The following is a 26,688-nucleotide window of genomic DNA, read 5'->3' as shown; positions in this document are numbered from 1 at the left end:
ACGACGGGCACGGCGCGGCGCCGCCCCGGGAAACCCCGGGACGGCGCCGGCCCCGCCACGCGCCGCTCAGAGCCGGAAGAGCCCCGGGTCGGCCACCACGACGTCCAGCAGCACCGGGCCGTCCACCGTGAACGCCGACTTCAGCGCCTCGCGCAGCTGCTCCGGCGTCTCGATCCGCTCCGAGGGGACCCCGAAGCCGCGCGCCAGCGCCGCCATGTCCAGGTCCGGCAGGTCCCAGCCCACCCGCCAGGACTCCTGCTCCTGCAGGTAGTACTTCAGCGACAGGTAGCCGGAGTTGTTCGGGATGATGTAGGTCACCGGCAGCCGGTGCTGCGCCGCCGTCCAGAGCGCGTGCAGCGTGTACTGCGCCGATCCCTCGCCCATCACCGCGACCGCGCGCCGCTCGGGACGGGCCAGCGCGTAGCCCACCGCGCCCGCGAACGGGAAGCCGAGCGCGCCCGAGGCGGTGGCGAAGTAGCCGTTGTCCGCGCCCAGCGGGATCTGCTCGTGGAAGTCCGCGCGGGCGATCGGCAGCTCTTCGAAGAGCACCGCGTCCTCGGGGAGTTCCTGCGCCACCAGGTGGAACAGGTAGGCCTGGGTGAGCGGTTCGGAGGGCTGCGGCACCGGGATCGGCTCGCGGGTGGGCGGCAGCGCGACCTTGGGCCGCTCCTGCACCAGCGGGATCAGGCCGGTGACCGCCGGGCCGGGGGGCAGCACGTAGCTGGTGCCGGCCATCGACCAGGCCGCCGCCTCCGGGTTGTCGGTCAGGTGGTAGAACTCGGTGCCCGCCGGCAGCCGGGGCTGGTCCGAGAGGTCCGGCCCGGCGGGCTCGGTGGAGAACAGGTCCGCACAGGTGAAGAGCGTGAAGGTGGGCGAACCGAGCACCACCACCACGTCGTGCTGCTCCAGCTTGGCGGAGATCAGCTCGGGGATCGGCGGCAGCACACCGCCGAAGAGCGGGTGGTTCTCCGGGAAGCTGGAGCGCGGCCAGACCGGCGCGCCCCAGACCCGCGCGTTGAGCTTCTCGGCCAGCGCGATCAGGTCGCCCCGGGCGCCCTGCGCGTCGATCGTCGGGCCCGCCACCAGGCCGGGCCGCTCGGCGCGGTTCAGCACGTCCGCCAGCTCGCGCAGCGCGGCCGGGTCGGGCACCACGGCGCTCCTGACCACCTTGGGCAGCGGGTCGGGCGAGGCCGGGCGCACCCAGTCGTCCTCCGGCACCGCGACGAAGACCGGACCCTGGGGCGCCTGGTTGGCGATGTGGAACGCCTTGACCAGCAGCGCCGGAACGTCCTGCGGGCGGGCCGGCTCACCGGCCCACTTGATGTACGGCTGCGGCAGCTGGGTGGCGTGCCGCGCGTTGAGGAAGGGCTCGCCGGCCACCATCTTGCGGGCCTGCTGGCCGCCCAGGATCACCATCGGCGTGTGGGCGGTGGCCGCCGTGTAGACCGACCCCATCGCGTTGCCCAGCCCCGGCCCGCCGTTGATGATCACCAGCGAGGCCTGCCCGGTGGCCTGGGCGTAGCCGTCCGCCATACCGACGACGGACGCCTCCTGCAGGCCCATCACGAACCGGAAGTCGTCCGGCCAGTCCTCGAAGAGCTTCATCTCGGTGTGGCTCGGGTTGCTGAAGATCGTCGTCAGCCCCAGCTGCCGGAGTATCTCCAGCGTTGCCTCGCGTACGGTGCGGAAGTCATGCGCGTTCTCACTCACCGGTTGTCCACTTCCTTCCAGCCCAGGCCTCGGCGGCCTGCCGATCCGACATCAGTCCTCGACCAGCTCGTAGTGCCCCGACGACACCGTGGACGGATCGACCACGGCCAGGAACTCCTGTGTCTGGGGCGCCTTCAGGAACTCGTTGATGGTCGCCTCGGCCTCCGCGACGCTGTTCCAGCGCACCACCACCAGCCACTCGCCGGTGGCCGACTTCGAGGTCCAACGGGCTGAGAAGCCCGGGCGCTTGGCCATGTACTCGCGCTCCACCGTCTGGTTGCGTCCCAGGAAGTCCTCGTCCGAGACGCCCTCGCGCAGGTGGAACCTGATCGTCTCCAGCACGCTCATGTCATCCACTCCCCATGCCAGTTGATCCTGTCGTCCGTCATCGCCCGGGCCCCGGGGGCACTGCTCGCCCCCGGGACCGGACCGTTGTGGGCCTACCAGCCCTCGCGCCGCACCTGGTCCACCAGCAGCGGCACGTTGAAGACCGCGGAGCCGGTGCCCTGCCGGGCGTCGCCCTCGCGCAGCGAACCGGTGGCCACGGCCGCGAAGCCGATCTCCTCGACCAGGCGGGCGACCAGCGCGTTCGCCTCCGCGTCGTCACCGGCCACGAAGAAGGCGGTGCGCTCGGCCCGCGGAGCGCCGGGCCTGGCCCGCTCCAGCATCGTGCGGTAGTAGAGCGTGTTCAGCGACTTCACCAGTCGGGTGCCGGGCAGGTGACCGGCGATCAGCTCACTCGAGGTCACCGAGCCCGAGGCCAGTTCGCCGATCCGCCCGTCCCGCGCGGGGGTGTAGTTCGTGGTGTCCACCGCGATCCTGCCCGCCAGCTCGGCGGCGGGCAGGTCCTGGTAGCGGCCGAACGGAATCGCCAGCACCACCACGGGGTCACCGAAGGCGATGGCCTGCGGGATGCTGGCGGCGGTCGCCAACGGACCGAGCTCACTGACGAGTTGCTCCAGCGACTCGGGGCCCCGCGAGTTCGCGATCGCCACCTTGTGGCCCGCGTCCACCAGCAGCCGGCCGACCGCCGAGCCGATCATCCCGCTGCCCAGAATGCCGATGTCCATCAAGGCGACCTTTCGAAGAGTGCACGGCCTGACGAAGCGTCAGTTCTCGTGGGCGTACTCGTAGCTGTCGTTGTGGCCGTGCGCGTCGGTGGTGAAGTTGGTCACCGCCCGCTCGGCCGCGTGGATGTTCACCATCCGGGCCGGGCCCGGGCCCAGGTTGTAGAAGGTGTGCGGGACCTCCGCCTCCACCACCACGATGGAGTCCGGGGTCCCGTCGATCGTCTCGTCGCCGGCCTGGATTCTGACCCGGCCCTCGACGATCACGAACACCTCGTCGTACGGGTGGGTGTGCCGGTCCGGACCCACCTCACCGCTCACGTCCACGATGAACGCCGAGACGGTGGTCCCCGCCGCGACCCCCTGGAAGATGTGCGCGGCGGTCTCCCCGTTGATCACGATGCTGGGCAGGCCGGCCTTCGATATGACCTTCATGGACATCCCCTCTCTCAAACGGGCGGCACCGCCGAGCGGCGGTGCCGCGTCAGTCCGCTACGGGTTGCTTCAGGGGTCAGTCGGCCTGGAGCACCGCGGAGTCGGCGGCCAACCCGGCCGCGCCCTCGTCCGCCGCCGCGACCGTCACACCGGACGAGGACCCGGCGAGCGGCTCCGCGGCGGGCGGGGTCAGGAACCGCGAGGCCCAGGTGACCGGCAGACCGACCGCGCAGATGATCGCGCCGGTCACCACCACGGCGCCCGCGCCGTGGCTGCCCTCGGCCCAGCCGCCGACGGCCGCGCCCACCGCGATACCGGCGTTGACCGCCGAGGCGCCCAGGGTCGCCGCCAGGCCGCCACCAGGGCCGGCCAGACCGATCACCCGCAGTTGGAAGGCCGGCGTCAGGCCGAAGCCGACCAGGCCCCACAGGGCCAGCACGATGATCACCGGGATGGGACTGGCGCCGACCAGCTTGAGCAGCACCAGCGCCACCACCAGGCCGACGTTGCAGACCAGCAGCGTGTTGGAGGCATTGCGGTCGGCGAACCGGCCACCGACAATGGCACCCACCGCACTTGCGACGCCGAAGGCGAGCACGAAGCCACTGACCGCACCACCGGAGACCTTGGTCACGTCCTGCAGGAAGCTCGAAATGTAGGTGAAGGCCGCGAACTCGCCGCCCAGCAGCAGCAGACCGACCGACAGCATCCCCAACACCCTTGGGGCGAAGGCGAATTTCGCCTGCGCTCGAAGGCCCGAATCGGTGGCCGCAGGCACCGGGGGCACCAGCATCACCACCGCCACCAGGGCGATCGCCGCCAGGATCACGATCCCCACGAACGCCGCCTGCCAGCTGATGGACTGTCCGATCAGGGTGCCCAGCGGCACACCCACCACGGTCGAGACCGCGATGCCGCCGAAGACCATCGCCACCGCCTGGCCGCGCCGCTCCGGCGGCACCAGGCTGGAGGCGACCATCGAGGCCACCCCGACGAAGAGCCCGTGCACCGACCCGGTGAGCACCCGGGCCGCCACGAGCATGCCGAAGTTGACCGCACTCAGCGCCAGCACGTTCCCGACGATGAAGGCGGCCAGGGTGATCCCGAGCAGGACCCGGCGGCCGAGCCGCACGGTCAGCACCGTCAGCAGCGGACCGCCGATGCAGATGCCCAGCGCGTACGCGGTCACCAGCAGGCCGGCCGTACCGACCGAGACCTTCAGATCCTTCGCCACCAGGTCCAGGATCCCGACGATCACCAGTTCGGCCGTACCGACCACGAAAGCGCCAAGCCCGAGTGCTCCCAGCGCAAGGTTGCCACGGGTCCCGTCCCGTCCCGATTGCACGGTCGTACTCATATGCACCAGCCTTAGTTGCCGAAGAGGAAGCAGGCCAGCTGGAGCGAAGCAAGTCACAAGCCCGGTACGGAAATTCCCTGGCACTCCACTGACCACGAACCACGCTAGCGACTGGTGAGGCCCTGATCAGAGCCCCGAGCGGGCGGGCGGGGCACTGTCCGCAGTCCCTCCCGGGACTGCGTCAGGTTTGCCGCATAAGTACGGGGACGTCCTGCTTTTCCTGGTTCGTGACCAGGTTCCCGATTCGTCGGCAGGCTCCCGTTTCGCGGCCGGGCTCCCGTGGCGCGAGCGGCCGGCTCAGCCGAGGGTGAAGGCCAGCGAGCGCACCCGGTGGTCGAAGCTGGAGGGGATCAACTCCGGCGCTGCGACCGAGCGGACCTCCGGCAGCCGGGTGAACAGCTCCCGGTACAGCGCCTTCATCTCCTGCCGGGCCAGGTGGGCGCCGAGGCAGTAGTGCGGCCCACCGCCCCCGAAGGCCAGGTGCGGGTTGGGGTCGCGGGTGATGTCGAAGGCGTCGGGGTCGGCGAAGACCGCCTCGTCGCGCCCGGCCGAGCCGTAGAAGAGCACCACCTTCTCGCCCCGGGCCAGCCTGGTGCCGTTCAGCTCCTGGTCGACGGCCACGGTCCGGCGGAACTGGATGATCGGCGTGGCGTGGCGCAGGATCTCCTCCACCGCGCCGTCCAGGTGCCGCTCCGGGTCGGCCAGCAGCAGGGCCCGCTGCTCGGGGTGGGTGCTGAGCAGGTGCAGCCCGTGGGCGAGCGCATTGCGGGTGGTCTCCACCCCCGCGACGAGCAACAGCGAGAAGAACGCGCCCAGTTCACGGCCGGTCAGGCCGCGGCCGTCCAGGTCGGCGCCGACCAGCGCGGAGATCAGGTCCTCGGTGGGGTTCCGACGCCGCTCCCGGCCCACCTCGGCCACCACCCGCTGCAGCCGCGCCAGCGCCCGCAGCCCCTGCCCGGGGACCCGGATCCGCTCCCGCAGCGGCCGGCGCACCCCGGTGTGCTCGGTGGCCTGGTCGATCTGACGCAGGATCAGCGGCCAGTGCTCCTCGGGGATGCCCATCATGCGGCAGATGACCTGGAACGGCAGCTGGGCGGCGACGGCCGGGACGAAGTCGGTGGGCCGCTCGGCGATCACCTCGTCGACGATCCGGGTGGCGATCGCGCCGATCTCCGCCTCCACCCGGCCGAGCAGCCGCGGGGTGAAGGCGCGCGCGACGATCCGGCGCAGCTGCGCGTGCTGCGGGTCGTCCAGATTGACCATCGAGTCGCCGAAGAGCAGCCGCACCCAGCGGGCCGGCTCCGGCGTGGTGACGCCGGGCGCGCTGCGGAACGCCTCGGGGCGGCGGCTGGCCGCGACCACGTCGGCGTGCCGCACCAGCGCGTGGAAGCCGCGCTCACGGCGCAGCAGACCACCGGGCCGCTCGACGAACCAGACCGGCCCGCCGAGTGAGCGCAGCCGGCGGAAGGCGGCGGCCTGCTGCTCGGCGGGCAGCCGCCAGAAGGCCGGGTCCGCGAGGTCGAAGGCCGCGTCCGCCACGGGCGGCAGCGCCTGCGTGCGCAGTTGGTCCGACACTCGACCACTCCTCAGCCCGTTCCGCAGACCTGACGCACCGTCAAACGCCGCAGCGCCGGGCCGGGAAACTGGCACGCCCCCGGACTCACCCGCACGAGCGATGCCCGGGGGCAGGCTTGTCAGCCGGTGGCCAGCGCCTGCAGGCGGCTGTAGGCGCCGTTGAAGGTGTCCTGGTCGCCCGGGAAGGTGCCGGAGTCCGCGTACTGCCAGAAGGTCTGGTACGCCCAGCCGTTCGGCAGCGTGCCGGGTGAGCTGGAGTAACGCGCGATCCAGAGCGGGTTGGTGGCGCCGAAGCCGCCGTAGTTGCCGGTGCAGGAACTCCACCAGTCGGTTGTGGTGTAAATGGTGGGATACCGGCCGGTCAGGCTGTCGACGGTGTTGCTGAAGTCCCGGATCCAGCTCACCATGGCGCTCTGGCCGAGGCCGTAGCAGCTGGCGCCGTAGGGGTTGTACTCGATGTCCAGCGCGGGCGGCAGGGTCAGGCCGTCGGCGGACCAGCCGCCGCCGTGGCCGACGAACCAACTGGCCTGCGCCGAACCGCTGGAGGCGTTCGGCAGCGCGAAGTGGTAGGCGCCGCGGATCAGTCCGGCCTGGTACGAGCCGTCGTACTGCTGGGCGAAGTACGGATTGGTGTAGCCGGTGCCCTCGGTGGCCTTGACGTAGGCGAAGCCTGCGCCGTTGGCGGCGGCCGTGCTCCAGTCGACGGTGCCCTGGTAGCTGGCGACGTCCATGCCGCCGGTCTGGGTGACCAGCGGTCGCGCACCGCCGGTGCCCACACCCTCGTGGGCCGCGATGGTGGAGCCGGCGTGGTCCTGGTCCGGGTGGCTGGGCTGGAAGCCGCGCCCGGCGGTGTCGGCCTGCGCCGGGGCGGCGAGGCCGAGGCCGGCGGCGACCAGCAGGGCGGCGAGCACGGACCCGAGACGGGCGGATCTGGGCAGGCGGGAGTAGCGGGCAGTGCGGGACATGGTCGCTCCTGATGGGCTGGTGGGAGAGGTGCCACAGTTGCGAGAACGCGAGTGCCGCTGCACACATACCAATGATTGGCATGGCTGCGCCCGGCGAGCGTAGCGGCCAATCCGTGCGCCCCGCCAGACAACTGAGGCCACCTCAGTAGGAAGAAGCCCACCAGGACCCGCGTAGACCCGATCCCGCCACCGGGCGTTCATCCGCACCCGGGCCGGAGGCCACCCTCACTCCCGCAGCCGCCGCGCGACCTCGCCCAGCGCCTCGGCCACCGCCACCAGCTGCTCCCGGTCCAGCACGTCGATCAGCGCCGCCCGCACCGCGGCCACGTGCCCGGGCGCCGCCGCCCGCAGCGCCTCATGGCCCTCCTCGGTCAGGAACGCGACCACCCCGCGCACGTCGCTGGCACAGGAGCGCCGCCGGACCAGCCCCGCCTTCTCCAGCTGGGCGACCTGGTAGGTCAGCCCGCTCTTGGAGGTGATCAGGCGCTCGGCCAGCTCGGTCATCCGCAGCGCCCCCTCGGGCATGGCGGAGAGGTGGACCAGGATCTCGTACTGGGTGTGCGACAGCCCGGCCTCGTCCTTCAACTGCTGCTCCAGCCGGCGCGCCACCAGATTGCTCGCCGCGAGGAATCCTCGCCACGCCGCCATCTCCTGCTCGTCCAGCCACCGGGTCTCTGCCATGGGAAGAGCCTAGCGCTGTTGTTCAAATTTGAAGATCGGTGTACTGTCGACCTCAGCTTCAAATTTGAACAACTTTTCCGACCATCCCGGAACATCCCCGGACCCGACCGGAGACCCCATGACCAGCGCCGTCCCGTCCGCCGTTCCGCCGCAGCTGCCGCCCGCCCGGGTGCGCACCAGGGTGCGGGTGCCGCTGCACTTCGGCGACGGCTTCCAGGTCGACGCCGAGATGACGACCTTCCACGGGCTCGCCGACGGCCAGGAACACCTCGCACTCGGTCTCGGCACCCCGCACGCGACCGGCACCCCGCTGGTCCGGCTGCACTCCGAGTGCCTGACCGGTGACGTCTTCGGCTCCGCGCGCTGCGACTGCGGCCCGCAGCTGCGCGAGTCCGTCGAGCGGATCGCCGAGCAGGGCGGCTACCTGCTCTACCTGTGCCAGGAGGGCCGCGGCATCGGGCTGTACAACAAGCTCGACGCCTACGCCCTGCAGCAGGACGGCGGACTCGACACCTACGCCGCCAACGCCGCCCTCGGTCTGCCGGAGGACGCCCGCGACTACACCGCGGCCGCCCAGATGCTGCACACCCTGCGGGCACCGAGGATCGAACTGTTGAGCAACAACCCCGCCAAGGCCGCCCAGCTCGGCGCGCTCGGGGTGACCGTCACCCGCCGGGTGCCGACCGGCGTCCACGCCTCCCCCAGCAACCTGCACTACCTGCGCACCAAGGCGCAGGGCACGGCAATAACCCTCGGCCACGGCATCCGCCTCCAGCCGCAGGGCAGTTGAGCCCCCCATCCGCCCCTGACCGACAGCCCCCACCCGTCGAAAGGCAGGAACCCACCATGCCCGTCCGCCGTCTCAACCACGCGGTGCTCTACATCCGCGACGTGGCCCGCTCCGTCGCCTTCTACACCGAGGTGCTCGGCTTCAAGGTGGACGTCGAGATCCCTGGACGCGCCGCCTTCCTCAGTGCCAAGGAGACCCTGAACGACCACGACCTCGGCCTGTTCGCCATCGGCGCCGAGGCCCCGGGCCCGCAGCCGGGCCGGGTCGGGCTCTACCACCTGGCCTGGGAGGTCGGCACACTCGGCGAGCTGGCCGAGACCGGGCAGCTGCTGCGCGAGCGCGGCGCCCTGGTCGGCGCCACCGACCACCTGGTCTCCAAGTCCTTCTACGCCAAGGACCCCGACGGCAACGAGTTCGAGGTGATGTGGCGGGTGCCGCGCGCGGACTGGCCGACCGGCGACGAGCACGGCATGCGGGCGCTGGACCTGCAGGCCGCCATCGACCGCTGGGGCGCCGACCTGGCCACCGGCGCCGCCGCCGGCTCCGCGACCTGAGTCGCCTGAGCCACGTGAGTCACCTGAGCCACCGCACGCGCCGGTCCTGAAGCGGACGGGCCGGAGCCCGGCGGCGCGGCGGCAGGCTCGCCGGCCGAGGCCGCCCGCTCACCCCGGCGGCACCGGCCCCCGCTGACAGACCGGGCACCAGAAGGCCACCCGCTCGTTCGGCGCGGTGCCCTGCGTCGCGCCGCGCACCGGGGTGCCGCAGCGGCGGCAGGGCCGGCCCGTGCGGCGGTAGACCCAGTGGCTGCGGTCGGGCCTCGTCTCGCCGGTCGTCGGGTGCCCCGGGCGCAGCCGGTTGGCCCGGAGCAGCCGGTGGGCCAACGCGACCAGCCGCTCGGGCGCGGGCAGCTCGCCGAACGGGGTCCACGGCGTGACCCCGGCCAGGAAGCACAGCTCGTTGGCGTAGACATTGCCGATCCCGGCCAGGTTGCGCTGGTCGAGCAGCGCCTCGCCGGTGGGCCGCCCGGGCGCGGCGGCCAGGCGGCGCAGCGCCTCCTCGGCCCCGCCCGCCGGCCAGTCGGGGCCCAGCAGGTCCGGGCCGAGGTGGCCGACCGCCTGTGCCTCGTCGGCCGTCCGCAGCAGTTGCACCACCGGCAGCCGGTAGCCGACGGCGGTCTGCTCGGCGGTCCCGAGGACGGCCCGGATCTGGTGCCCAGGCCCGCCCGTCCAGCGCTCCCCCGCCCGGTAGAGCTGCCAGCGGCCGTCCATCCGCAGATGGGTGTGCAGGGTCAGGCCGCCCTCCAGCCGGGCGAGCAGGTGCTTGCCGCGCGGTGCCACCTCCAGGACCTGGAGCCCCGTCAACGCGGCGGTGGCGTGCGCGGGGACCCGCAGCTCGGCGGTGGTCAGGCGCTGCCCGGCCAGCGCCCGGTGCAACTGGGCGGCGGTGCGGAAGACGGTGTCACCCTCGGGCATGCCTCCAGCATCCCCCATGCCGCGCCTCCCTCTCTCGCAGCACGGTCCGTGACTAGGCTCGTCCGCACGTGGGTAGGCGTGCCCGCGTCACGCGTCGACGGGCCGCCGTGCCCACGCGCCGGCGCGTCCGGAGATCCAGCCCGAGATCCAGCCAAGGAGACCAGCGATGGCGATCGCGACCGTGAACCCGGCGACCGGACAGACCCTGCGGACCTTCGAGCCCTACCCGGCCGCCGCCGTCGAGCAGCGCCTGGCACGGGCCGAGGCGACCTTCGCCGAGTACCGGTTGACCGACTTCGCGCACCGGGCGCGACTGATGCACCGGGCCGCCGAGCTGCTCGACGCCGATCAGGAGACCATCGCCGCGCTGATGACCGCCGAGATGGGCAAGCCGCTGGCCGCCGCCCGCGCCGAGGCCGCCAAGTGCGCGAAGGCGATGCGCTGGTACGCCGACCGGGCGCCGGGCCTGCTGGCGGACGAGCACCCGGCGCCCGAGGACGTGACGGACTCCGGCGCCGCCCGGGCCTGGGTGCGCTACCGCCCGCTCGGGGTGGTGCTGGCCGTGATGCCCTGGAACTTCCCGCTCTGGCAGGTGATCCGGTTCGCCGCCCCCGCGCTGATGGCGGGCAACGTCGGGCTGCTCAAGCACGCCTCCAACGTCCCGCAGACCGCGCTCTACCTGGAGGACCTGTTCCGCGGCGCCGGCTTCCCCGAGGGCTGCTTCCAGACGCTGCTGATCGACTCGCGCGCGGTCGAAGGCGTGCTGCGCGACCCCCGGGTGGCCGCGGCCACCCTGACCGGCAGCGAGGGCGCCGGGCGCTCGGTGGCCTCGGTGGCGGGCGACGAGGTGAAGAAGACCGTGCTGGAGCTGGGCGGCAGCGACCCCTTCGTGGTCATGCCCTCGGCGGACGTCGCGGCAGCGGCGGCCAAGGCGGTCACCGCCCGGGTGCAGAACAACGGGCAGTCCTGTATCGCGGCCAAGCGGTTCATCGTGCACACCGCCGTCTACGAGGAGTTCACGGCCGCCTTCAGCGCGCGGATGGCTGCGCTGCGGGTCGGCGACCCGATGGCGGAGGCGACCGAGGTCGGGCCGCTGGCCACCCGGCAGGGCCGCGACGAACTGGCCGAGCTGGTCGAGGACGCGCTGGCGCAGGGGGCGCGGGTGGAGGCCCAGGCGAAGGTGCCGGCGGAGCTGGGCGAGGGGTGGTACTACCCGCCGACCGTGCTCAGCGGCATCACCGAGCGGATGCGGATCCACCACGAGGAGGCGTTCGGCCCGGTCGCCACGCTCTACCGGGCCGAGGACCTGGCGGAGGCCGTGCGCCTGGCCAACGACACGCCCTTCGGGCTCAGCTCCAACGTCTGGACCACCGACCCCGCCGAGCAGGAGCGCTTCGTGCGCGACATCCAGGCCGGCGGGGTCTTCTTCAACGGCATGACCGCCTCGCACCCGGCGCTGCCGTTCGGCGGTGTGCGGCGCTCCGGCTACGGACGCGAGCTGTCCGGGCACGGGATCCGGGAGTTCTGCAACACGACCACGGTGTGGGTCGCCGCCGAGGCGTAGCGTCCCTCGTACGACCGAGGGCGTCGGGTGGTGGTCAGTCCTCGCCGAGGACCGCGTACCACTCGACGTCGCCGCGGTCGTACGGGTCGGTGGCCTCCACTTCCTCGACGACCGCCCGCTGTGCCAGCTGCTCCGCCCGGGCGCTCGGGTCTGCCGGGCTGGTGGGCTCGCGTTCCATGCTGCTCCTCCGCTCGATGATCTTCGGGATATTGAGCCGAGCGGTACCCGAACTGATCGCAAGCAAACGACACGCCGGGGCGGTTCACTCGGACGGACGCGATCGTAGGCCCGCAGCTCGCGCCGACGATGGAGGAATGGTGGAGCAGACGGCAACCTCAGAACCCGCGCAGCCCGAGCCGCCGCAGCCCGAGCCGATGCCGACCGAGCCGCCGCAGGACGAGCCGGCCGGTGGCGAGAGCGCCTGTCTGCTGGCGCTGGTCTGCACCGACTGCGGCGCGCTCGCGGACCGGCCGCCGCCGACCGCCTGTTGGCGGTGCGGCACCGTCATCGAACGGCAGTGAGCGCCGCGGTGAGCCTCCCGGGCGGCACTAGGCCGTGTCTCACAATGCGCGCCTGGCGGGAATTGTGAGACACGGCCTAGCGGGCCGGTGACGGGCCGATCAGCGAGAACCGGCCGCCCTGCGGGTCACGCAGGTGCCCCACCCGGCCGTACGGGGTCTCCAGCACCTCGCCCAGCACGTCGGCGCCGAGCCGCTCGGCCACCAGCACCCGCTCGTCCGCGTCGTCGACCGCGAAGTACACGTTCCAACTCGGCCTGGCCTCCGGGTCGGTGGCCACCGCGAGCGCGGCCACGCTGCGCCCGGCCGTGCGCAGCACCACCCGGTCGTTCTCCCAGCGGACCGCGAGCTGCTCGGGGTCGCGGCCGTCCCAGGTGAAGACCTCGCCGTAGAAGAGCGCGGCGGCGAAGGCGTCGGTGGTGCGCAGCTCGATCCAGACCGGCGCACCGGGGATCATGCTCAGCACCCGGCCGGTGTCGGGGCCGCCCTCCCAGACGCCGAACGGGGCACCCGCCGGGTCGGAGGAGATCGCCATCCGCCCCGCGTCGAAACCCAGCGGGCCCACGGCGACCGTGCCGCCGCGGGCCCTGATCCGCTCGGCGACCACGTCGGCGTCCTCGGTCCCGAAGAAGGTGGTCCAGGCGACCGGCAGTTGGAGGGCGCCCAGGGTGCCGAGACCGGCCACCGCGACGCCGTCCACCATCGCGGTCACGTAGGGGCCCCAGCGGTCGGGCCTGCTGCGGAACGACCAGCCGAGCAGCTCACCGTAGAAGGCCTGCGCGGCGTCCAGGTCGGTGGCCGTCAGGCTCACCCAGCTCGGCAGCGCGGGCGCACACCGCACCGACGCCCCCCTTGCCGCCGTTTCGGTCGCCGCTGGCTCGGTCATCGCTGCGCCTCCTCGCTGTCCCGACCGTGCCGGCCCGGCCGGTCTGGGTCCGACCGTACCCGCACCACGCGCGCCAGGCACGGACCTTGGATCCGGCGCGGCAGCGCACCACACGGCCGCCGCCCCGGCGTCGGGGGCCTGCGGGCCGGCCTACGGGCGCGTCATCCGCAGCACGTCCAGGGCCTGGTCGAGCTGCTCCTCGGTGAGCAGGCCGCGCTCCACGTAGCCCCGCTCCAGCACCACCTGACGGATCGTCTTGGACTCGGCGAGCGACTGCTTGGCCACCTTGGCGGCCTCCTCGTAGCCGATGTAGCGGTTGAGCGGGGTGACCACCGAGGGCGAGGACTCGGCGTACCGGCGGGCCCGCTCGACATTGGCGGTGATGCCGGCCACGGTGCGGTCGGCCAGCAGCCGGGCGGCACTGGACAGCAGCGCGATCGACTCCAGCAGGTTGCGGGCGATCACCGGCAGCATCACGTTGAGCTCGAAGGCGCCGCTGGCGCCGGCCATCGCCACCGTGGCGTCGTTGCCGACCACCTGGGCGGCGACCATCGCCACCACCTCGGGGATCACCGGGTTGACCTTGCCCGGCATGATCGAGGAACCCGGCTGGAGGTCGGGCAGGTTGATCTCGGCCAGCCCGGTGCGCGGCCCCGAGGACATCCAGCGCAGGTCGTTGACGATCTTGGTCAGCCCGACCGCGATGGTCCGCAGCTGCCCGCTGAGCTCGACCAGGGCGTCCCGGGCGCCCTGCGCCTCGAAGTGGTTGCGGGCCTCGGTCAGCGGCAGACCGGTCGTGCGCGCCAGCTCGGCGATCACGGCGGCGGCGAAGCCGGGCGGGGTGTTGATGCCGGTGCCCACCGCGGTGCCGCCCAGCGGCAGCTCGGCGACCCGGGGCAGGGTGGCGCGCAGCCGCTCCTGGCCGTAGCGGACCTGGGCCGCGTAGCCGCCGAACTCCTGACCCAGGGTCACCGGGGTGGCGTCCATCAGGTGGGTGCGCCCGGCCTTGACCACCGTCTCGAACTCCGCCGCCTTGGCCTCCAGCGCACCGGCCAGGTGGCCCAGCGCCGGCAGCAGCTCGTCGCTGACGGCCGCGGTGGCGGCGATGTGGATCGAGGACGGGAACACGTCGTTGGACGACTGGCTGGCGTTCACCTGGTCGTTCGGGTGCACCGGGCTGCCCAGGCGCTCACCCGCCAGGGTGGCCAGCACCTCGTTGGTGTTCATGTTGGAGGAGGTGCCCGAGCCGGTCTGGAAGACGTCGATCGGGAACTGCGCGTCCCACCGGCCCTCGGCCACCTCGGCGGCGGCCTGCACGATCGCCTCGGCCACCGGCGCCGCCACGATCCCCAGCTCGGCGTTGACCTTGGCGGCGGCAGCCTTGATCCGGGCCAGCGCGGCGATGTGGGCGCGGCCCAGGCGCTGGCCGGAGACCGGGAAGTTCTCCACCGCGCGCTGGGTCTGCGCCTGCCACTTGGCCCGGGCCGGGACCTTGACCTCCCCCATCGAGTCGTGCTCGATCCGGTACTCGGCGGCCTCGCCGCCCTGGCCGCCGTCCGGCGCAGTGGCATCGCTTCCGATCTGCTGTGCGCTCATCGCACTCCCACCTCCATCGGGTTCCACGGTGCACAGCTCTCCCGGACGGCGCGGTATTTCCGGTCGGCCCCGATTCACCCCTGGGAGTGAGGCGGCTCGCCCCGGTAGGTGCCGAAGGACCAGCGGTTGCCCTCCGGGTCCTGGACCGCGAAGTCGCGCGAGCCGTAGTCGGTGACGTGCAGCGGGCTGACGACGTCCGCGCCGGCGGCGACGGCCCGTGCGTGCAGCGCGTCCGGGTCGTCGGTCACCACGTAGGCGCTGAACGAACCCGGTGCCCCCTGGCAGGGTGCGCCCTCGCGGACCGAGCCGAGCATCACACCGCCGCCCAGCGGCCAGGCCAGCTCGGCGTGCTCGACCACCTCGCCCTCGCCGTAGACGACGACCTCCTCGAAGCCGAACGCCTCGGTCAGGAAGCGGATCAGGCCCCGCGCGTCACCGGCCCGAAGGGTGGGCCAGACCTGCGGGGCGGGGGCGCCGGGCGCGGGCGGCGCGATGCCGGGCGCCGGCGGGGTGGCCGCGGGGGCGGCAGCGCCCGCGGTGTCAGCAGTGCGCGCGGTGTCGGACGTGTCGGACGTGTCGGTGCGATCGGCCATGGTGACCGGACCTCCTCGGTGGCGGGGCCCCCGGTCATCCCGGGGTGGCTCCAGCCTGCACCGGCCGCCCCGGCCCCGCCTTGGACGTTTCGGAACCCAGCGCGACCCGCTCCTCGGCCACCCGCTTCGCCGCCGTCCCCGTCTCCTCGGCCACCCAGCGGCTCGGCGCGCAGCCGGCCAGCGCGCGGAACTCGCGGGCCAGGTGCGCCTGGTCGAAGTAGCCGCAGTGGGCCGCCAGGGCGGCCAGGCCCAGACCGTCACCCGCACGCGGCTGCCCCGCACGGGCGCTGAGCAGGCGCCGGGCGCGGTCGAACCGGATCACCCGGGCCGCCGCCTTGGGGGTGAGGCCGATCTCGGTACGGAACCGGTCCGCCAGGTGGCGCCCGCTCCAGCCGATCCGGTCCGCCAACGCGGCGGCCGACGGCTGCCCGCCGCCCGCCAGCAGCAGCTGCCAGGCCTGCGCCACCTCGGGCGCGGGCTCGACCGCCCGCTGATCCGACCGCTGCCCCAGGCGCCTGCCCAGCCACTGGTCGACGGCGGCGAACCGACCCGGCCAGTCGGTCGCGGACAGCAGGCGCTCCCGGCCCTCCACCGCCCAGCCGCCCAGCACCTCCTCCGCCGTGAAGTCCAGCTCCGCCAGCTCGCCCGCCGGCAGCCCGAGCAGGACCCGCGCGCCCAGCGGACTGAGGGCGATCTGCACGCCGGACTGCCGCCCGGCATGGGTGATCAGCGCCGGGCCGGTGTGCAGCCCGCCGAGCAGCGTGCGATAGCTGCCGGGCGGCTGGCGCGGGTCCGGGTGGGCGGCCAGCGTGAGCGGCTCGTCCAGGGTGAGGATCAGCGTCAGGTACGGCGAGGGCAGTCCGCGGTGCACCATCGGCGCGACGCCGCGCTGGCGGTAGCCCGAGTACCAGGCCGCATAAGGGCGCAACGCCGGCGCCGGGCGGGCCCGGAGCGCCTCGTCCACCGGGACGGGTGCCGGCTCCGGCAGGGGCATCGCGGCGCTGGTCACCCGTCCATTCTCCCGCGCGCAGGCCCGTCGGGGCGCCCGCACGGCAGTCGTCACGACAGCCGTCACGACGAGGCGTCGCGACAGGCGTCACGACAGGCGTCCGGCCATCGTCACGGCAGGCGTGCGACGGCACCGCGAGCGGGGATTCCCGCGGCGGCGAAGAGCCAAACTACCCTCATTCGAGCCCGGCTCGGCCGTGTTCCTGAACACACCCGGGCTGGTGCGCCGCGACATTGACAGTACTCGAACGATCGGGCAAGAATCCGGGCACCCGGCGGCGCTCCCCCCAGTGGCCGACCCCGGGAGTGACGGCCAGGACCGCCCGTGCGGCCGGTGCCGTCCACTGCTCACCGCTCGCCGTCCCAGCCAAGCGCTGAGTGCCCTCGCCGACCCGTTCCCGCGGCTCCGCCGCGCCATGGCCGGCGCCGCTCCGCCCTGCTTCACACCGCTTTGCCCTGCCTTGCCGTGCTCCGCCCTGCCCGTCCTGCCCTGCCCTGCCGACCTTGCTAGGGAGCCCCCGATGCCTGGCCACAGACGTCCCTCGCGGCTTGCCAGAGCCGTCCTGCGCCGCCGCACGGCGGCCCTCGCCACCGTGGGTGCACTGGCCGTGCTGGCCGCGGTCGGCGCGTGCGGCGGCTCCACGCAGCACTCCGTCGCCGTCGCACCGCCGCCCGCAGCGGGGGCGGTGGTCCCCGCGGTGGGCACCCGGCTCTCCGCGGACCAGCTCCCCGCCGACGCCGCCGAGCACTGGCAGCCGCTGGCCGCGCCGCGCACCCAGCAGGTGACCAGTGCCGTCCGGCTCAACGAGTGCGCCTCGGTCAGCGGCGCCCTCGCCTGGCAGCAGCAGGCGTACGTCAGCAGCTACCGGACGCCGGCCGAGCAGGACCTGTTCAGCTTCCAGGACGGCCCATCCGCCCGCTCCGCCTACCAGAACCTGCTGACCCAGATGGGCAGTTGCCAGTCCCAGTCACGCGCCCTGCAGACGAAGGAGCTCGGCTCCAGCGACGCGCTGGTGACCCGGACCGCCACGACCGGCCAGGGCACCGCCTGGTCGCGCCAGTGGACCGGTGTGGAGGGGATCTCCGCCGCCGGTCCGCAGACGGACCACCTCTACGCCGTCCAGCAGGGCAGCACCCTGGCCGTCGTCCACTTCGACGAATGGGCCGGCACCCACGCCGCCCCCTACAGCACCCGGGCCGACGGCGACCTGCTCACCTCGGTCGCCCTCAAGCTCGGCTGAGCCACACCCCGTTCTCCCCCCTCTCCCCAGCCCTCTCCCCTCTCCCTGGAGACAGCCATGCCTTCGCACCGCCTCACTCGCTGGTCCGCCGGGCTCCTCGGCGCCGGCGCCGCCTCGCTCCTGCTCGTCACCCCCGCGCACGCCGCCTCGTCGGTCGACGGCAGCATCTCGCGCGACGAGGTCATCCAGCGGGCCCAGAGCTGGGTGAGTGAGGGAGTGCCCTACAACCAGGGCGCCAACTACTCCGACAGCAACGGCAGTTACCGCGAGGACTGCTCCGGCTACGTGTCGATGGCCTGGCACCTGTCGGACAGCCTGGTCACCCAGACCCTGCCCAGCGTGTCCACCCAGATCAGCAGCTCCGACCTGCAGCCCGGCGACGCGCTCGACTACACCGACGAGCACGTCATCCTCTTCGGCAACTGGATCGACCAGTCCGCGGGGACCTTCAACTACTACTCGGAGCAGAACTCGCGGGTCCTCACCAACGAGTACCAGGGCGACCTCAACGCCAGCTCGCTGGCGGGCTGGCCGACCAGCTACTACACCCCGCTGCGCTACAACCAGATCACCGGAACCGCCACCACCACGCCCGCCCCGGCCCCCGCGCCCACTCCGGCTCCGGCTCCGGCCCCCACGCCGACCCCCGCCCCCGCCCCGACCACCGGCGGCACCGGCGGCACCGGCCAGCAGCCGTCCCACCACGGCCACGGCTGGTCCTGGTCGCGCTGGTGGTGAACTCCCCCGGCACGGTGAGCTGACCAGACGGCCCCCGGACGCTCTCGGCGTCCGGGGGCCGTCAGCGGCAACACCCTCCTCACTGCAGGATGTTGACCGCGCGGGCGACCACCAGCAGCACGGTCAGCAGCGAGACCGCCGACTGCAGCATCATCAGCAGCTTGGCCCAGAGCGAGAGCGGCATGGTGTCGGTCGGGCTGAAGGCGGTGGCGTTGGTGTAGGCCACGTAGAGGTAGTCCAGGAAGCCCGGCTCCCACTCCTCGGGCGCCAGCCCCTGCTGCTGCATCTGCGGGAAGAGGAAGTCCGGATAGTCGGCGGTGCCGCGGGCCCGGGCGGCCGGTCCGCCGCGGTCCCACTCCCAGTACCAGAGCGCGAAGGCGATCACGTTGGTCGCCCAGACCGCACCGCCGGTCCCGAGCAGCGGCAGCGCGCTGGAGGCGCCGCTGCCGTGCACCAGGTCGCGCACCAGCTTCACCGCCGCCCACCCGTTGGCCAGGCTGATCGCCGCGACCAGCGCCAGGCTCAGCGCACGCAGCGCCCGGCTGCTGGTGCCCAGGCGCGGGTGCGGATTGAGCACCACCAGCGCGACCAGCAGGCCGAGTTCCAGGGCCGGCAGCATCCAGCGCGGGTGGATGCTGAGCCGGTCGGGCATCGCCAGCTGCAGCGCGACCGCGATGAGGATCACCGCGGTCACCGTCCAGCGCTGCTCCGCCTCGGTCTCGGTGCGCCAGACCGGCTTGGCCGCGGCCGACGGCTCCGCCGCGCCGCCGCCCCCGCCGGGCCCACCGCGCCCGGCGGGCTCGGTGAGGAGCCGCTCGATCCGGTCGAGCCGGTGGTGCAGCAGCTCGGTCGGCTCGTGCGGCACCGCACCGGGCTCGGAGGCTCCCGGCTCCGGCACGGACGGGAGCGGGCCGCCGGGCGGGGCGCCGTCGTTCGGCGGCGGATCACTGGGGTGCTGGTCTGCGCTCATGGCGGCCATTCTGCTGGGTGCGCCGCCGGGTGCGCCGCGGCGGACCCCAGGGCCTGTCCGGCGGACCTCGCCGGAGCCTCAGCGCAGCAGCCGGTCCAGGAACGGGTTGCCGAAGACCCGGTCGGGGTCGTAGCGGTCGAGCACCGCCACCGCCTCGTCCCAGCCCGGGCCGCCGCCCGCCCGGTAGCTGTCCGGGATCACCCGGTCCAGCACGTCCGGGTCGGCCCAGGCGGCATCCGCGGTGTAGGCCCAGCCCTTGGACCACTCGACGCGCAGCGCCGCCCGGGTGCCGTCGAAGGCGGCCAGCAGGAGCTGTTCGAGGTCGCGTCCGAACTGGTACATCCCCGGGGTGCCGGGCAGGGTCAGCACGTCGAACCAGACCGCGACGTCCCACTCGGGGTGGTCCGGGCGGGCCCGGATCGCGGAGAGCAACGGCGGCCGGGCCCCCGGGACGCCGCTGGCCGCCGGGTCCTCCAGGCCGGTGACCCGGATCTCCACGGCGCCGTTGACCGGGAACTGCCCGCGCGCCTGGTACTGGGTCAGCAGGCGCTGGTAGCCGCTGGTGACCTGGTTGACCACCCACTGCACGTCCGCCCGGCGGGCCAGCACCGCGTAGCCGTTGGCGGCCATCCGCAGGGTGGTGGGGCGCACGTACTGCAGCAGCGTCCGGGAGGGGCCCCACAGATCGGAGCGCAGGCCGCCGGCCAGCAGGTGGGTGACCACGTCCAGGCTGAGCAGGTCCTCCAGCAGGGTGCCGGAGAGCAGGACGTCGGTGAGGTCGCCGGTCAGGCCGATCGCGGCGATCAGGTACTGCAGCTGGCCGAAGGTCGGCGCCAGCGCCCAGGAGCCGCTGACCAGTCTGCCGGCCAGGTCGGCCACCGGCGTCGGGATGTTGTCGGAGAACGGGTAGTTGTAGGGCTGGCTGACGGCGCGGGACGAGAAGGGCCGCTCGGGGGCGACGCTCCAGGACTTGAGCCAGGGGAACTCGGTGAAGGCGAACCAGATCGCCTCCACCCGGCCGCTCTGCTCCAGGAAGTCGGCCAGGCTGCGGCCGTTGCCGCCGCCCGGCGCGGCGAAGAGCTCGCTCGCGGGGACGTCGATCCGGCTGAGGCAGCGCATGTTCCGGTCGGCGCCGGCCCGCAGCACGGCCTCGGTGACGAAGGACCGGCCGAGGTTGACCAGGAAGGCGGCGGTGTCGGCCTCGGCCCGGTCGAAGGTGCGCAGCACGTACCGGCCGGCGCCCTGGTCCCAGACCACGGCGGTGAGTTGGGTGACCAGGTTGCTGATCGAACCGAACCCGTGGCCGGGCCCGCTGCTCTCGCCCGCGGTCGGGACCGCGGTGCCGTGCCCGCCGATCGCGAGCACCCCGCCCAGGGTGATGTCCCCCGGGGCCGGGCAGTGGGTGACCCCGAGGCCGCGCCCGGCCAGGTGGGCCAGCAGGGTCTCCATGTCCGTGCCCGCCTGGGCCCGCACCGCGGGCGCGGCCGCGGTGCCGGCGGCGCTGATCGCGGTCAGGTGGCGGGTGGTGTCCACCAGCAGCACCGCGGTGGCGGCCGGGGTGCCGTTGGCCACGGTGAGCGGGGCCCAGGTGTGCCGGTGTCCCTGGGCGCGCAGCCGCCAGCCCTGGGCGTGGGCCCAGTTGGCCAGGGTGACCACGTCCTCGGGGGTGTGCGGGGTGCAGGTCCACAGCTGGTCGGCGTGGATCTCGCCGGCCCAGTTCTCGTAGGTCTGCCGGTAGAGCTCGATGCCGGCGGGGAACGCGGGCGGCACCGGCAGTGCGGGTGTCCCGGCGGGAGCGGCCTCGGCATCGTCGGGGGTGATGATGCCGCGCAGCAGCCAGGCCGCGGAGCCCAGCGCGGCGGAGCCGGCCAGCAGGCGGCGCCGGGTCAGGCCGGCCGGTCCGCGGCCGGGAGCACGGTCGTCGGCTGCGTCAGGTGCGTCGGATGCGCCGGGTGCGTCAGGTGCGTCAGGTGCGTCAGGTGCCATGGGAGCCCTCCCCTGTCGGTTCGATGAGCAGGGCCGACCCTAGGAGAAAACGGAGCGCACCCGTCCGAACGCCTCTGGCCAATCACTAGTTCGAGTGAACCCATCGCCTCCGGGAACTTTCCGGGCACCCGCCCTGCCTGTCACTCAGGACAGCGGTGCGGGCGCGGCGGGCAGCGCGATCTCGAAGCAGCACCCGCCCTGGACGTTGCGCACCGAGGCCCGCCCCGCGTGCGCCTCCACGATGCCGCGCACGATCGCCAGCCCGAGCCCCGCGCCGGTGTCCCCATGGTGCTGCACCGCACCGCCCTCGGCCGCCGCCCCGCGCACCTGGCGCGGGGTACGGGCGCTGCCGCCGCGCCAGCCGGTCTCGAAGACCCGGGCCAGGTCCGCCTCCGGGATACCGCCGCACCCGTCGGTCACCGAGAGCACCACCTCGCCCTCCCGTTGCCGGGCGGCCACCGCCACCACGCCCTCGGCCGGGGTCGAGCGGATCGCGTTGACCAGCAGGTTGCCGAGCACCCGGGTGATCTCCCGTCCGTCCACCTGCACCGGGGCCGGCTCGATCCGCTCCCCGCGCAGCTGCACACCGCGCTCGTGGGCCAGCGGGTAGGCGCCCGCTATCGCATCGCCGACCAGGTCGTAGGCCGAGACCCGGGCCAGCGACAGGGTCAGCGCACCGGCCTGGATCCGGGACAGCTCGAAGAGGTCGTCCACCATGCCGGTCAGCCGGTCCACCTCGGTGCGGATCTGCCGGTGGTAGCGGGTCGGCTCCTCGGCCACGCCGTCCTCCAGTGCCTCGGCCATCGCCCGCAGGCCGGCCAGCGGGGTGCGCAGGTCGTGCGAGATCCAGGCGATCAGCTCGCGCCGGGAGGCCTCCAGTGCCTGCTCGCGCTGCCGGGACTCGGCCAGACGCGCGCTGGTGGCGGCCAACTCGGCACTCAGATCGGCCAGTTCGGAGCCGAGCGGCTCGGCGGGGGCGGTGAATCCGGCGGCACTGCCCACCGTGCGGGCGGCCAGCGCCAGGGCCCGGCTGCCGGCCACCACCTGGCGTCCCAGCAGCGCGGCGGTCACCAGCGAGACCACCGCGGCCATGCAGGTCACGGTGATGACCACACCGAGGTCGTGGTGCGAGAGGAACATCGCCTGGGCCACCGCCAGGGTGCCGGCGGTCATCGCCAGCACGGTGACCACGGCGACGGCGAAGAGCGAGAGCGCCACCGAGCGGCGGCGCAGCAGCCGCACCGCCGGCCAGCCCAGCAGTCCGGCCACGCCCGCCCCGAGCGCGGCGAACAGGGCGATCAGCAGCAGGTCCTTCACGCCGCACCGCCCTCGGCCGCACCGGCCGCCACCGGGTCGAACCGGTAGCCGACGCCCCACACCGTGCTGATCAGCGCCGGTGCCGCCGGGTCGTCCTCGACCTTCTCGCGCAGCCGGCGCACGTGCACCGTGACGGTGGACAGGTCGCCGAACTCCCACCCCCAGACCCGGTGCATCAGCTCCTCGCGCCCGAACGCCGTCCCCGGGTGCCGGACGAAGAACGTCAGCAGGTCGAACTCGCGCTGGGTGAGTGCCAGTTCGCGCTCCCCGCGAAAGGCCCGGCGGGCCTGCTGGTCGAGCCGCAGGTCGCCGGCCCGCAGCGGCTCCCGGCTCGCCGCCCCGAGCGGGACGGCCTGCCGGCGCAGCACGGCCTGCACCCGCAGCACCAGTTCGCGCGGACTGAACGGCTTGGTGACGTAGTCGTCGGCCCCCAGCTCCAGGCCCAGGATCCGCTCGGACTCCTCGCCCCGTGCGGTGAGCATCACCACCGCCGGCCGGTCGGCGCCGTCCGCGCGCAGCCGGCGGCAGACCTCCAGGCCGTCGAGCTCGGGCAGCATCAGGTCGAGCACCACCAGCTCGGGACGGAACAGCGCGGCCTGGGCCAGCGCGGCGCGCCCGTCGGCGGCCCGCACGACCGTGCAGCCGGCCCGCCGCAGATAGCCGGTGACCACCTCGGCGACGGTCGGGTCGTCGTCGACCACCAGGATCCGGGGCGAGGGGGCCGATGCGGCGGGCGGGGGCGTCACTGTCACCCCACCGAGGATAGGGACCGCCCGGCCGCCGCGGCTCGCGCCCGCCACCGCCGTACGACTTCCGTAACATCCGCCGCCTCACCCCTGGGGCGGCCCACCGCGCGCGCCGCCGCCCGATGCGCCACGGTGGAAGGAAACCTGCCCCAGCTCACCGCCGAGCCCGACCACGCCCCTGGAGGCCGTGATGTCCGAGCACATCTACCGCGTGACCGAAATCGTCGGCTCCTCGCACGAGGGGACCGACGCCGCGATCCGCAACGCGCTGACCCGCGCGTCACAGACCCTGCGCAACATCGACTGGTTCGAGGTGGTGCAGGTGCGCGGTCACGTCGCGGAGGACCGGATCCAGCACTACCAGGTCACCGTCAAGATCGGCTTCCGGCTGGAGGAGCCCGCCGCCTGACCCCGGACGACGTGCAGGGTGCCGGCGAGCGATCCGCTCGCCGGCACCCTGCACGTCGGGGGCTTGCGCCGGTCAGTGGTGCACGGTGGGCCGCAGCACCTGCTTGAAGGCGGGCACGTGCCAGCGCCCGGCCACGTCCTCCTCGGGTTCCCGCTCGCCGCTGTGGCGCTGCTGCCAGTACGGGTTGTCGTGCGGCAGGTGGCCGCTGACCCTGCCGTACATGCCGAAGGTCGCGATCACGAAGCCGAAGACGAAGCTGAACAGCACGTTGGCCATCCGGAAGGCCAGGTGGTTCCAGCTGCTGTCGAGCGCCATCAGCCCGACGAAGCCGGCGATGACGAAGATCGCGCCGACGATCATGTTGAGCCAGGAGGCGAAGTTGCCGCCGACCACGGCACCGATCATCAGGATCGCGCCGAACACGATCGAGAGCACACCGAGCGCGCCGTTGCTGGACATGCCAGCGACGTTCGTGCCGTGGGTGGAGAGGTAACCGGGGTCACCGGCCAACCCGAAGCAGCCCCAGATCAACAGGAGCAGACCGCAGAGGCCCGCACCGTAGCGGTAGACCTGGGCGAGCCGGTGGTCGGTGGGGAGTTCGTCCTTCAGTCTCATGGCAACCTCCACGTGGGAGCGGAGCGGACGAGAGGGCCCGTCGTGCACGACCGGTCCGTTGTGCACTACCGGTCCACGGTACGCCCACCGGGGCCACCCCCGCCCGTCCGCACTCCGGAGCCCGGCCGCACCCCCGACACCCGACGCAGCACGGGCCCTTCCTGGCATGCTTCGGCCAATTCCGCTCCGCAGCAGCGCCATCGGCGCCAGGTAGGCGTAGCGTCACCAACTGCACACGGAACGACGCGGCGCACCACCCTGCCCGTCCTCGTACCCGGCAGAGCGCCGCCTGGCTCCCGCTCCGGCCGCCGCAGCCCGGCCGCCGGGGTCCGACGACTGGAGGGCACTGCATATGTGCGGCATAGCCGGCTGGGTGGCATTCGACCAGGACCTGACGGAGCAGCGCGAGGTGCTGGCGGCGATGACCGGGACGATGGCCTGCCGCGGCCCCGACGCGGGCGGGGTGCAGCTGACCGCGCACGCCGCGCTCGGCCACCGCCGGCTCGCGGTGATCGACATCGAGGGCGGCGCGCAGCCGATGACGGTGGAGCGGGAGGGGCGGCTGCTGGCCTCCCTCACCTACAGCGGCGAGGTCTACAACCACGTGGAACTGCGCGCCGAGCTGGAGTCGCACGGCCACCGGTTCCGCACCCGCAGCGACACCGAGGTGGTGCTGCAGGCCTACCTGCGCTGGGGGCCCGGCTTCGTCGAGCGGCTCAACGGCATGTTCGCCTTCGCGCTCTGGGACGCCCGCACCGAGGAGCTGCTGCTGGTCCGCGACCGGATGGGCGTCAAGCCGCTCTACTACTACCGCACCGACGACGGCGTGCTGTTCGGCTCCGAGCCGAAGGCGATCCTGGCCCACCCGTGGGTGGAACCGGTGGTCGGCCTGGACGGGCTGCGCGAGGTGCTCGCCATGGTCAAGACGCCGGGGCAGGCGATCTACCGGGGCATGGCCGAGGTGCGCCCCGGCCACGTCCTGCGGATCCGCCGCGAGGGCCTGAGCGACCGTCAGTACTGGGCGCTGGAGGCCCGGGAGCACACCGACGACCTGCCCACCACCATCGCCACCGTGCGCGACCTGCTGGACGACATCGTGCGCCGCCAGCTGATCTCGGACGTGCCGCTCTGCTCGCTGCTCTCCGGCGGCCTGGACTCCAGCACCATCACGGCGCTGGCCGCGCGCGGCCTGGCGGACACCGGTGCGGGGCCGGTGCGCTCGTTCTCGGTGGACTTCACGGGGCAGGCGGAGAACTTCCTGCCGGACGACCTGCGGGCCACCCCCGACACCCCCTTCGCGCACCTGCTGGCCCGGCACGTGCAGGCCGACCACAGTGACATCGTGCTGGACGCCGCCGCGCTGATCGACCCCGCGCACCGGGCCGCGGTGCTGCGCGCGAGCGACCTGCCGACCGGCTTCGGCGACATGGACACCTCGCTCTACCTGCTCTTCCGGGCGATCCGCCGGCACTCCACGGTGGCGCTGTCCGGTGAGTCTGCGGACGAGGTGTTCGGCGGCTACCCGTGGTTCCACGAGCGGGAGGCGGTGTACGGCGACACCTTCCCCTGGCACGCGGCCGGGGTGGCCCGCCGGCTCGGCGGGCGCGGCACCGCCGCGCGCGAGAGCCTGCTCGACCCGGACCTGATCGCCCGGCTGGACCTGGCGGCCTACGTGGCCGACAGCTACGCGACCGCGCTCGCCGAGGTGCCGCACCTGCCCGCGGCCGATCCGCACGAGCGACGGATGCGCGAGGTCTGCCACCTGCACCTGACCCGGTTCGTGCGGATCCTGCTGGACCGCAAGGACCGGATGAGCATGGCCAGCGGCCTGGAGGTGCGGGTGCCGTTCTGCGACCACCGCCTGGTGAGCTACGTCTTCAACACCCCGTGGGCGATGAAGACCTTCGACGGCCGGGAGAAGAGCCTGCTGCGGGCGGCCGCCCGGGACGTGCTGCCGAAGGAGATCGTGGACCGGGTGAAGAGCCCCTACCCGAGCACCCAGGACCCGAACTACCCGCTGGCGCTGCGGGCGGCGCTGACCGAGCTGGCCGGTGACCCCAAGGCGCCGGGACAGGCGCTGGCCGATCCGGCGGCGGTGGCGGCGGCGCTCTCCCCGGAGCGCGATCCGCAGGCGGCCCGGCCGGCCACCGAGGTACTGCTGACGCTGGACGGGTGGCTGCGCGCCTACCCGGTCTCGCTGCGGCTGTGAGCCGGTGCGCCCCCGCTCAGCGGGGGTACTCGTCCTCGTCGACCGGGACGGGGCGGCGCTGCTCGACGGCGTCGCCCTCGTCGGCGGCGGCGTTCAGCGGCAGCTCGGCGGGCGAGGGCAGCTCCTCGTCGGTCTCGGACTCCGGGTCCTCCGGGTCCAGCGACTCGACGGCGAATTCGGCGGCGTTGTCGGTCATGACCTCACCCCTTGCTGCTGCGGGGCGCCGGCGGCCCCTGCTGT

At 73.4% G+C, this 26,688-nt stretch carries 28 protein-coding genes; 8 read left to right on the top strand and 20 right to left on the bottom strand.

The genetic code is table 11. The annotated features are described in order from the left end of the window. Positions 1-66: 66 nt before the first annotated feature. From mdlC to OG500_RS33520, 8 genes are all read right to left on the bottom strand, one after another. Positions 67-1,710: a benzoylformate decarboxylase gene (gene mdlC, locus OG500_RS33555; RefSeq protein WP_327070602.1), complete on the bottom strand. Its 1,644-nt coding sequence runs from the start codon at positions 1,708-1,710 to the stop codon at positions 67-69. Positions 1,711-1,761: 51 nt separating this feature from the next. Then, positions 1,762-2,058 carry a hypothetical protein gene (locus OG500_RS33550; protein ID WP_327070601.1) on the bottom strand — a complete coding sequence of 99 codons (297 nt, stop codon included), beginning with the start codon at positions 2,056-2,058 and terminating at the stop codon, positions 1,762-1,764. Positions 2,059-2,150: 92 nt separating this feature from the next. After that, positions 2,151-2,780, bottom strand: coding sequence for an NADPH-dependent F420 reductase (locus tag OG500_RS33545; RefSeq protein ID WP_327070600.1), 630 nt, complete (start codon positions 2,778-2,780; stop codon positions 2,151-2,153). 39 nt (positions 2,781-2,819) lie between these two features. Beyond that, the gene (locus OG500_RS33540) at positions 2,820-3,212 is read right to left on the bottom strand and encodes a cupin domain-containing protein (RefSeq protein ID WP_327070599.1); all 393 of its coding nucleotides are present in this window, start codon (positions 3,210-3,212) and stop codon (positions 2,820-2,822) included. Between the two features lie 76 nt (positions 3,213-3,288). Then, entirely contained in the window at positions 3,289-4,569 is a 1,281-nt protein-coding gene (locus tag OG500_RS33535; RefSeq protein WP_329585703.1) for an MFS transporter, read from the bottom strand. Between the two features lie 297 nt (positions 4,570-4,866). After that, positions 4,867-6,144, bottom strand: coding sequence for a cytochrome P450 (locus tag OG500_RS33530; RefSeq protein WP_327070597.1), 1,278 nt, complete (start codon positions 6,142-6,144; stop codon positions 4,867-4,869). A gap of 119 nt (positions 6,145-6,263) precedes the next feature. Beyond that, on the bottom strand, positions 6,264-7,109 hold the full coding sequence (locus OG500_RS33525) for a lysozyme (RefSeq protein WP_329585699.1): 846 nt from the start codon (positions 7,107-7,109) through the stop codon (positions 6,264-6,266). A 225-nt stretch (positions 7,110-7,334) separates the two neighbouring features. Continuing rightward, positions 7,335-7,790 (bottom strand): MarR family winged helix-turn-helix transcriptional regulator, encoded by a 456-nt coding sequence (locus OG500_RS33520; RefSeq protein WP_327070595.1) that lies wholly within the window; start codon positions 7,788-7,790, stop codon positions 7,335-7,337. A gap of 118 nt (positions 7,791-7,908) precedes the next feature. Between OG500_RS33520 and OG500_RS33515 the strand changes: the two genes are divergently transcribed. Together OG500_RS33515 and OG500_RS33510 are read left to right on the top strand one after the other, a co-directional pair. Beyond that, positions 7,909-8,580 (top strand): GTP cyclohydrolase II, encoded by a 672-nt coding sequence (locus tag OG500_RS33515; protein WP_329585696.1) that lies wholly within the window; start codon positions 7,909-7,911, stop codon positions 8,578-8,580. Positions 8,581-8,636: 56 nt separating this feature from the next. Next, positions 8,637-9,134 carry a VOC family protein gene (locus OG500_RS33510; RefSeq protein WP_327070593.1) on the top strand — a complete coding sequence of 166 codons (498 nt, stop codon included), beginning with the start codon at positions 8,637-8,639 and terminating at the stop codon, positions 9,132-9,134. A 108-nt stretch (positions 9,135-9,242) separates the two neighbouring features. Here OG500_RS33510 and OG500_RS33505 read toward each other — a convergent pair whose 3' ends face one another. Then, positions 9,243-10,052: a DNA-formamidopyrimidine glycosylase family protein gene (locus OG500_RS33505; protein WP_329587882.1), complete on the bottom strand. Its 810-nt coding sequence runs from the start codon at positions 10,050-10,052 to the stop codon at positions 9,243-9,245. Between the two features lie 166 nt (positions 10,053-10,218). Between OG500_RS33505 and OG500_RS33500 the strand changes: the two genes are divergently transcribed. Beyond that, positions 10,219-11,616 (top strand): NADP-dependent succinic semialdehyde dehydrogenase, encoded by a 1,398-nt coding sequence (locus OG500_RS33500; protein WP_327070592.1) that lies wholly within the window; start codon positions 10,219-10,221, stop codon positions 11,614-11,616. A 34-nt stretch (positions 11,617-11,650) separates the two neighbouring features. Here the strand turns inward: OG500_RS33500 and OG500_RS33495 are convergent, their stop codons facing one another. Then, positions 11,651-11,794, bottom strand: a complete 144-nt coding sequence (locus OG500_RS33495; protein WP_327070591.1) for a hypothetical protein — start codon at positions 11,792-11,794, stop codon at positions 11,651-11,653. A 136-nt stretch (positions 11,795-11,930) separates the two neighbouring features. On the opposite strand from OG500_RS33495, the gene OG500_RS33490 reads away from it, so the two are divergent. After that, on the top strand, positions 11,931-12,137 hold the full coding sequence (locus OG500_RS33490; RefSeq protein WP_329585690.1) for a hypothetical protein: 207 nt from the start codon (positions 11,931-11,933) through the stop codon (positions 12,135-12,137). Between the two features lie 76 nt (positions 12,138-12,213). On the opposite strand, the gene OG500_RS33485 is transcribed toward OG500_RS33490, so the two are convergent. From OG500_RS33485 to OG500_RS33470, 4 genes are all read right to left on the bottom strand, one after another. Continuing rightward, positions 12,214-13,020 carry a VOC family protein gene (locus OG500_RS33485; protein ID WP_327070589.1) on the bottom strand — a complete coding sequence of 269 codons (807 nt, stop codon included), beginning with the start codon at positions 13,018-13,020 and terminating at the stop codon, positions 12,214-12,216. 150 nt (positions 13,021-13,170) lie between these two features. Next, positions 13,171-14,616 (bottom strand): class II fumarate hydratase, encoded by a 1,446-nt coding sequence (locus OG500_RS33480; RefSeq protein WP_327070588.1) that lies wholly within the window; start codon positions 14,614-14,616, stop codon positions 13,171-13,173. Between the two features lie 74 nt (positions 14,617-14,690). Then, positions 14,691-15,209, bottom strand: a complete 519-nt coding sequence (locus OG500_RS33475; protein WP_329585686.1) for a VOC family protein — start codon at positions 15,207-15,209, stop codon at positions 14,691-14,693. A gap of 34 nt (positions 15,210-15,243) precedes the next feature. Then, complete coding sequence (locus tag OG500_RS33470) at positions 15,244-16,218, bottom strand: AraC family transcriptional regulator (protein WP_329585681.1); 975 nt, start codon at positions 16,216-16,218, stop codon at positions 15,244-15,246. 520 nt (positions 16,219-16,738) lie between these two features. Here OG500_RS33470 and OG500_RS33465 point away from each other — a divergent pair. Together OG500_RS33465 and OG500_RS33460 are read left to right on the top strand one after the other, a co-directional pair. After that, positions 16,739-17,458 carry a hypothetical protein gene (locus OG500_RS33465; RefSeq protein WP_329585678.1) on the top strand — a complete coding sequence of 240 codons (720 nt, stop codon included), beginning with the start codon at positions 16,739-16,741 and terminating at the stop codon, positions 17,456-17,458. A 57-nt stretch (positions 17,459-17,515) separates the two neighbouring features. Beyond that, positions 17,516-18,196, top strand: coding sequence for a hypothetical protein (locus tag OG500_RS33460; RefSeq protein WP_329585674.1), 681 nt, complete (start codon positions 17,516-17,518; stop codon positions 18,194-18,196). A 79-nt stretch (positions 18,197-18,275) separates the two neighbouring features. Here the strand turns inward: OG500_RS33460 and OG500_RS33455 are convergent, their stop codons facing one another. The 4 genes from OG500_RS33455 to OG500_RS33440 all read right to left on the bottom strand — a co-directional run bounded on the left by OG500_RS33455 (position 18,276) and on the right by OG500_RS33440 (position 23,221). Continuing rightward, on the bottom strand, positions 18,276-19,166 hold the full coding sequence (locus tag OG500_RS33455; RefSeq protein ID WP_329585669.1) for a hypothetical protein: 891 nt from the start codon (positions 19,164-19,166) through the stop codon (positions 18,276-18,278). A 78-nt stretch (positions 19,167-19,244) separates the two neighbouring features. Beyond that, the gene (locus OG500_RS33450) at positions 19,245-21,152 is read right to left on the bottom strand and encodes a cholesterol oxidase substrate-binding domain-containing protein (protein WP_329585666.1); all 1,908 of its coding nucleotides are present in this window, start codon (positions 21,150-21,152) and stop codon (positions 19,245-19,247) included. 144 nt (positions 21,153-21,296) lie between these two features. Continuing rightward, the gene (locus OG500_RS33445) at positions 21,297-22,469 is read right to left on the bottom strand and encodes a sensor histidine kinase (RefSeq protein WP_327070581.1); all 1,173 of its coding nucleotides are present in this window, start codon (positions 22,467-22,469) and stop codon (positions 21,297-21,299) included. Continuing rightward, positions 22,466-23,221 (bottom strand): response regulator transcription factor, encoded by a 756-nt coding sequence (locus OG500_RS33440; protein WP_329585662.1) that lies wholly within the window; start codon positions 23,219-23,221, stop codon positions 22,466-22,468. Before OG500_RS33440 ends, OG500_RS33445 begins: the two co-directional genes overlap by 4 nt. Before the next feature lie 184 nt (positions 23,222-23,405). Here OG500_RS33440 and OG500_RS33435 point away from each other — a divergent pair, with 184 nt between their 5' ends. After that, complete coding sequence (locus tag OG500_RS33435; RefSeq protein ID WP_327070579.1) at positions 23,406-23,624, top strand: dodecin; 219 nt, start codon at positions 23,406-23,408, stop codon at positions 23,622-23,624. Positions 23,625-23,696: 72 nt separating this feature from the next. On the opposite strand, the gene OG500_RS33430 is transcribed toward OG500_RS33435, so the two are convergent. Continuing rightward, positions 23,697-24,239 carry a DUF4383 domain-containing protein gene (locus OG500_RS33430; RefSeq protein ID WP_327070578.1) on the bottom strand — a complete coding sequence of 181 codons (543 nt, stop codon included), beginning with the start codon at positions 24,237-24,239 and terminating at the stop codon, positions 23,697-23,699. A 352-nt stretch (positions 24,240-24,591) separates the two neighbouring features. Between OG500_RS33430 and asnB the strand changes: the two genes are divergently transcribed. Further along, positions 24,592-26,448: an asparagine synthase (glutamine-hydrolyzing) gene (gene asnB / locus OG500_RS33425; RefSeq protein ID WP_329585659.1), complete on the top strand. Its 1,857-nt coding sequence runs from the start codon at positions 24,592-24,594 to the stop codon at positions 26,446-26,448. A 16-nt stretch (positions 26,449-26,464) separates the two neighbouring features. Here asnB and OG500_RS33420 read toward each other — a convergent pair whose 3' ends face one another. Continuing rightward, on the bottom strand, positions 26,465-26,644 hold the full coding sequence (locus OG500_RS33420) for a hypothetical protein (protein ID WP_327070577.1): 180 nt from the start codon (positions 26,642-26,644) through the stop codon (positions 26,465-26,467). Between the last annotated feature and the right edge of the window lie 44 nt (positions 26,645-26,688).

It is taken from the genome of Kitasatospora sp. NBC_01250 (assembly GCF_036226465.1).
Taxonomy (GTDB): domain Bacteria; phylum Actinomycetota; class Actinomycetes; order Streptomycetales; family Streptomycetaceae; genus Kitasatospora.
Note: the sequence above shows the minus strand (reverse complement) of the source record. Positions and strands in the feature narration are given on the sequence as shown.

Bases quoted from the DNA above. Each gene is read 5' to 3' on its own strand.
- OG500_RS33490 (WP_329585690.1), top strand. From the start codon at position 11,931: ATGGTGGAGCAGACGGCAACCTCAGAACCCGCGCAGCCCGAGCCGCCG.
- OG500_RS33465 (WP_329585678.1), top strand. From the start codon at position 16,739: ATGCCTGGCCACAGACGTCCCTCGCGGCTTGCCAGAGCCGTCCTGCGC.
- OG500_RS33520 (WP_327070595.1), bottom strand. From the start codon at position 7,790: ATGGCAGAGACCCGGTGGCTGGACGAGCAGGAGATGGCGGCGTGGCGA.
- OG500_RS33540 (WP_327070599.1), bottom strand. From the start codon at position 3,212: ATGAAGGTCATATCGAAGGCCGGCCTGCCCAGCATCGTGATCAACGGG.
- OG500_RS33460 (WP_329585674.1), top strand. From the start codon at position 17,516: ATGCCTTCGCACCGCCTCACTCGCTGGTCCGCCGGGCTCCTCGGCGCC.
- OG500_RS33535 (WP_329585703.1), bottom strand. From the start codon at position 4,569: ATGAGTACGACCGTGCAATCGGGACGGGACGGGACCCGTGGCAACCTT.
- OG500_RS33450 (WP_329585666.1), bottom strand. From the start codon at position 21,152: ATGGCACCTGACGCACCTGACGCACCTGACGCACCCGGCGCATCCGAC.
- OG500_RS33500 (WP_327070592.1), top strand. From the start codon at position 10,219: ATGGCGATCGCGACCGTGAACCCGGCGACCGGACAGACCCTGCGGACC.
- OG500_RS33430 (WP_327070578.1), bottom strand. From the start codon at position 24,239: ATGAGACTGAAGGACGAACTCCCCACCGACCACCGGCTCGCCCAGGTC.
- OG500_RS33475 (WP_329585686.1), bottom strand. From the start codon at position 15,209: ATGGCCGATCGCACCGACACGTCCGACACGTCCGACACCGCGCGCACT.
- OG500_RS33495 (WP_327070591.1), bottom strand. From the start codon at position 11,794: ATGGAACGCGAGCCCACCAGCCCGGCAGACCCGAGCGCCCGGGCGGAG.
- OG500_RS33525 (WP_329585699.1), bottom strand. From the start codon at position 7,109: ATGTCCCGCACTGCCCGCTACTCCCGCCTGCCCAGATCCGCCCGTCTC.
- OG500_RS33545 (WP_327070600.1), bottom strand. From the start codon at position 2,780: ATGGACATCGGCATTCTGGGCAGCGGGATGATCGGCTCGGCGGTCGGC.
- OG500_RS33455 (WP_329585669.1), bottom strand. From the start codon at position 19,166: ATGAGCGCAGACCAGCACCCCAGTGATCCGCCGCCGAACGACGGCGCC.
- OG500_RS33480 (WP_327070588.1), bottom strand. From the start codon at position 14,616: ATGAGCGCACAGCAGATCGGAAGCGATGCCACTGCGCCGGACGGCGGC.
- OG500_RS33485 (WP_327070589.1), bottom strand. From the start codon at position 13,020: ATGACCGAGCCAGCGGCGACCGAAACGGCGGCAAGGGGGGCGTCGGTG.
- OG500_RS33505 (WP_329587882.1), bottom strand. From the start codon at position 10,052: ATGCCCGAGGGTGACACCGTCTTCCGCACCGCCGCCCAGTTGCACCGG.
- asnB (WP_329585659.1), top strand. From the start codon at position 24,592: ATGTGCGGCATAGCCGGCTGGGTGGCATTCGACCAGGACCTGACGGAG.
- OG500_RS33515 (WP_329585696.1), top strand. From the start codon at position 7,909: ATGACCAGCGCCGTCCCGTCCGCCGTTCCGCCGCAGCTGCCGCCCGCC.
- OG500_RS33435 (WP_327070579.1), top strand. From the start codon at position 23,406: ATGTCCGAGCACATCTACCGCGTGACCGAAATCGTCGGCTCCTCGCAC.
- OG500_RS33510 (WP_327070593.1), top strand. From the start codon at position 8,637: ATGCCCGTCCGCCGTCTCAACCACGCGGTGCTCTACATCCGCGACGTG.
- OG500_RS33550 (WP_327070601.1), bottom strand. From the start codon at position 2,058: ATGAGCGTGCTGGAGACGATCAGGTTCCACCTGCGCGAGGGCGTCTCG.
- OG500_RS33420 (WP_327070577.1), bottom strand. From the start codon at position 26,644: ATGACCGACAACGCCGCCGAATTCGCCGTCGAGTCGCTGGACCCGGAG.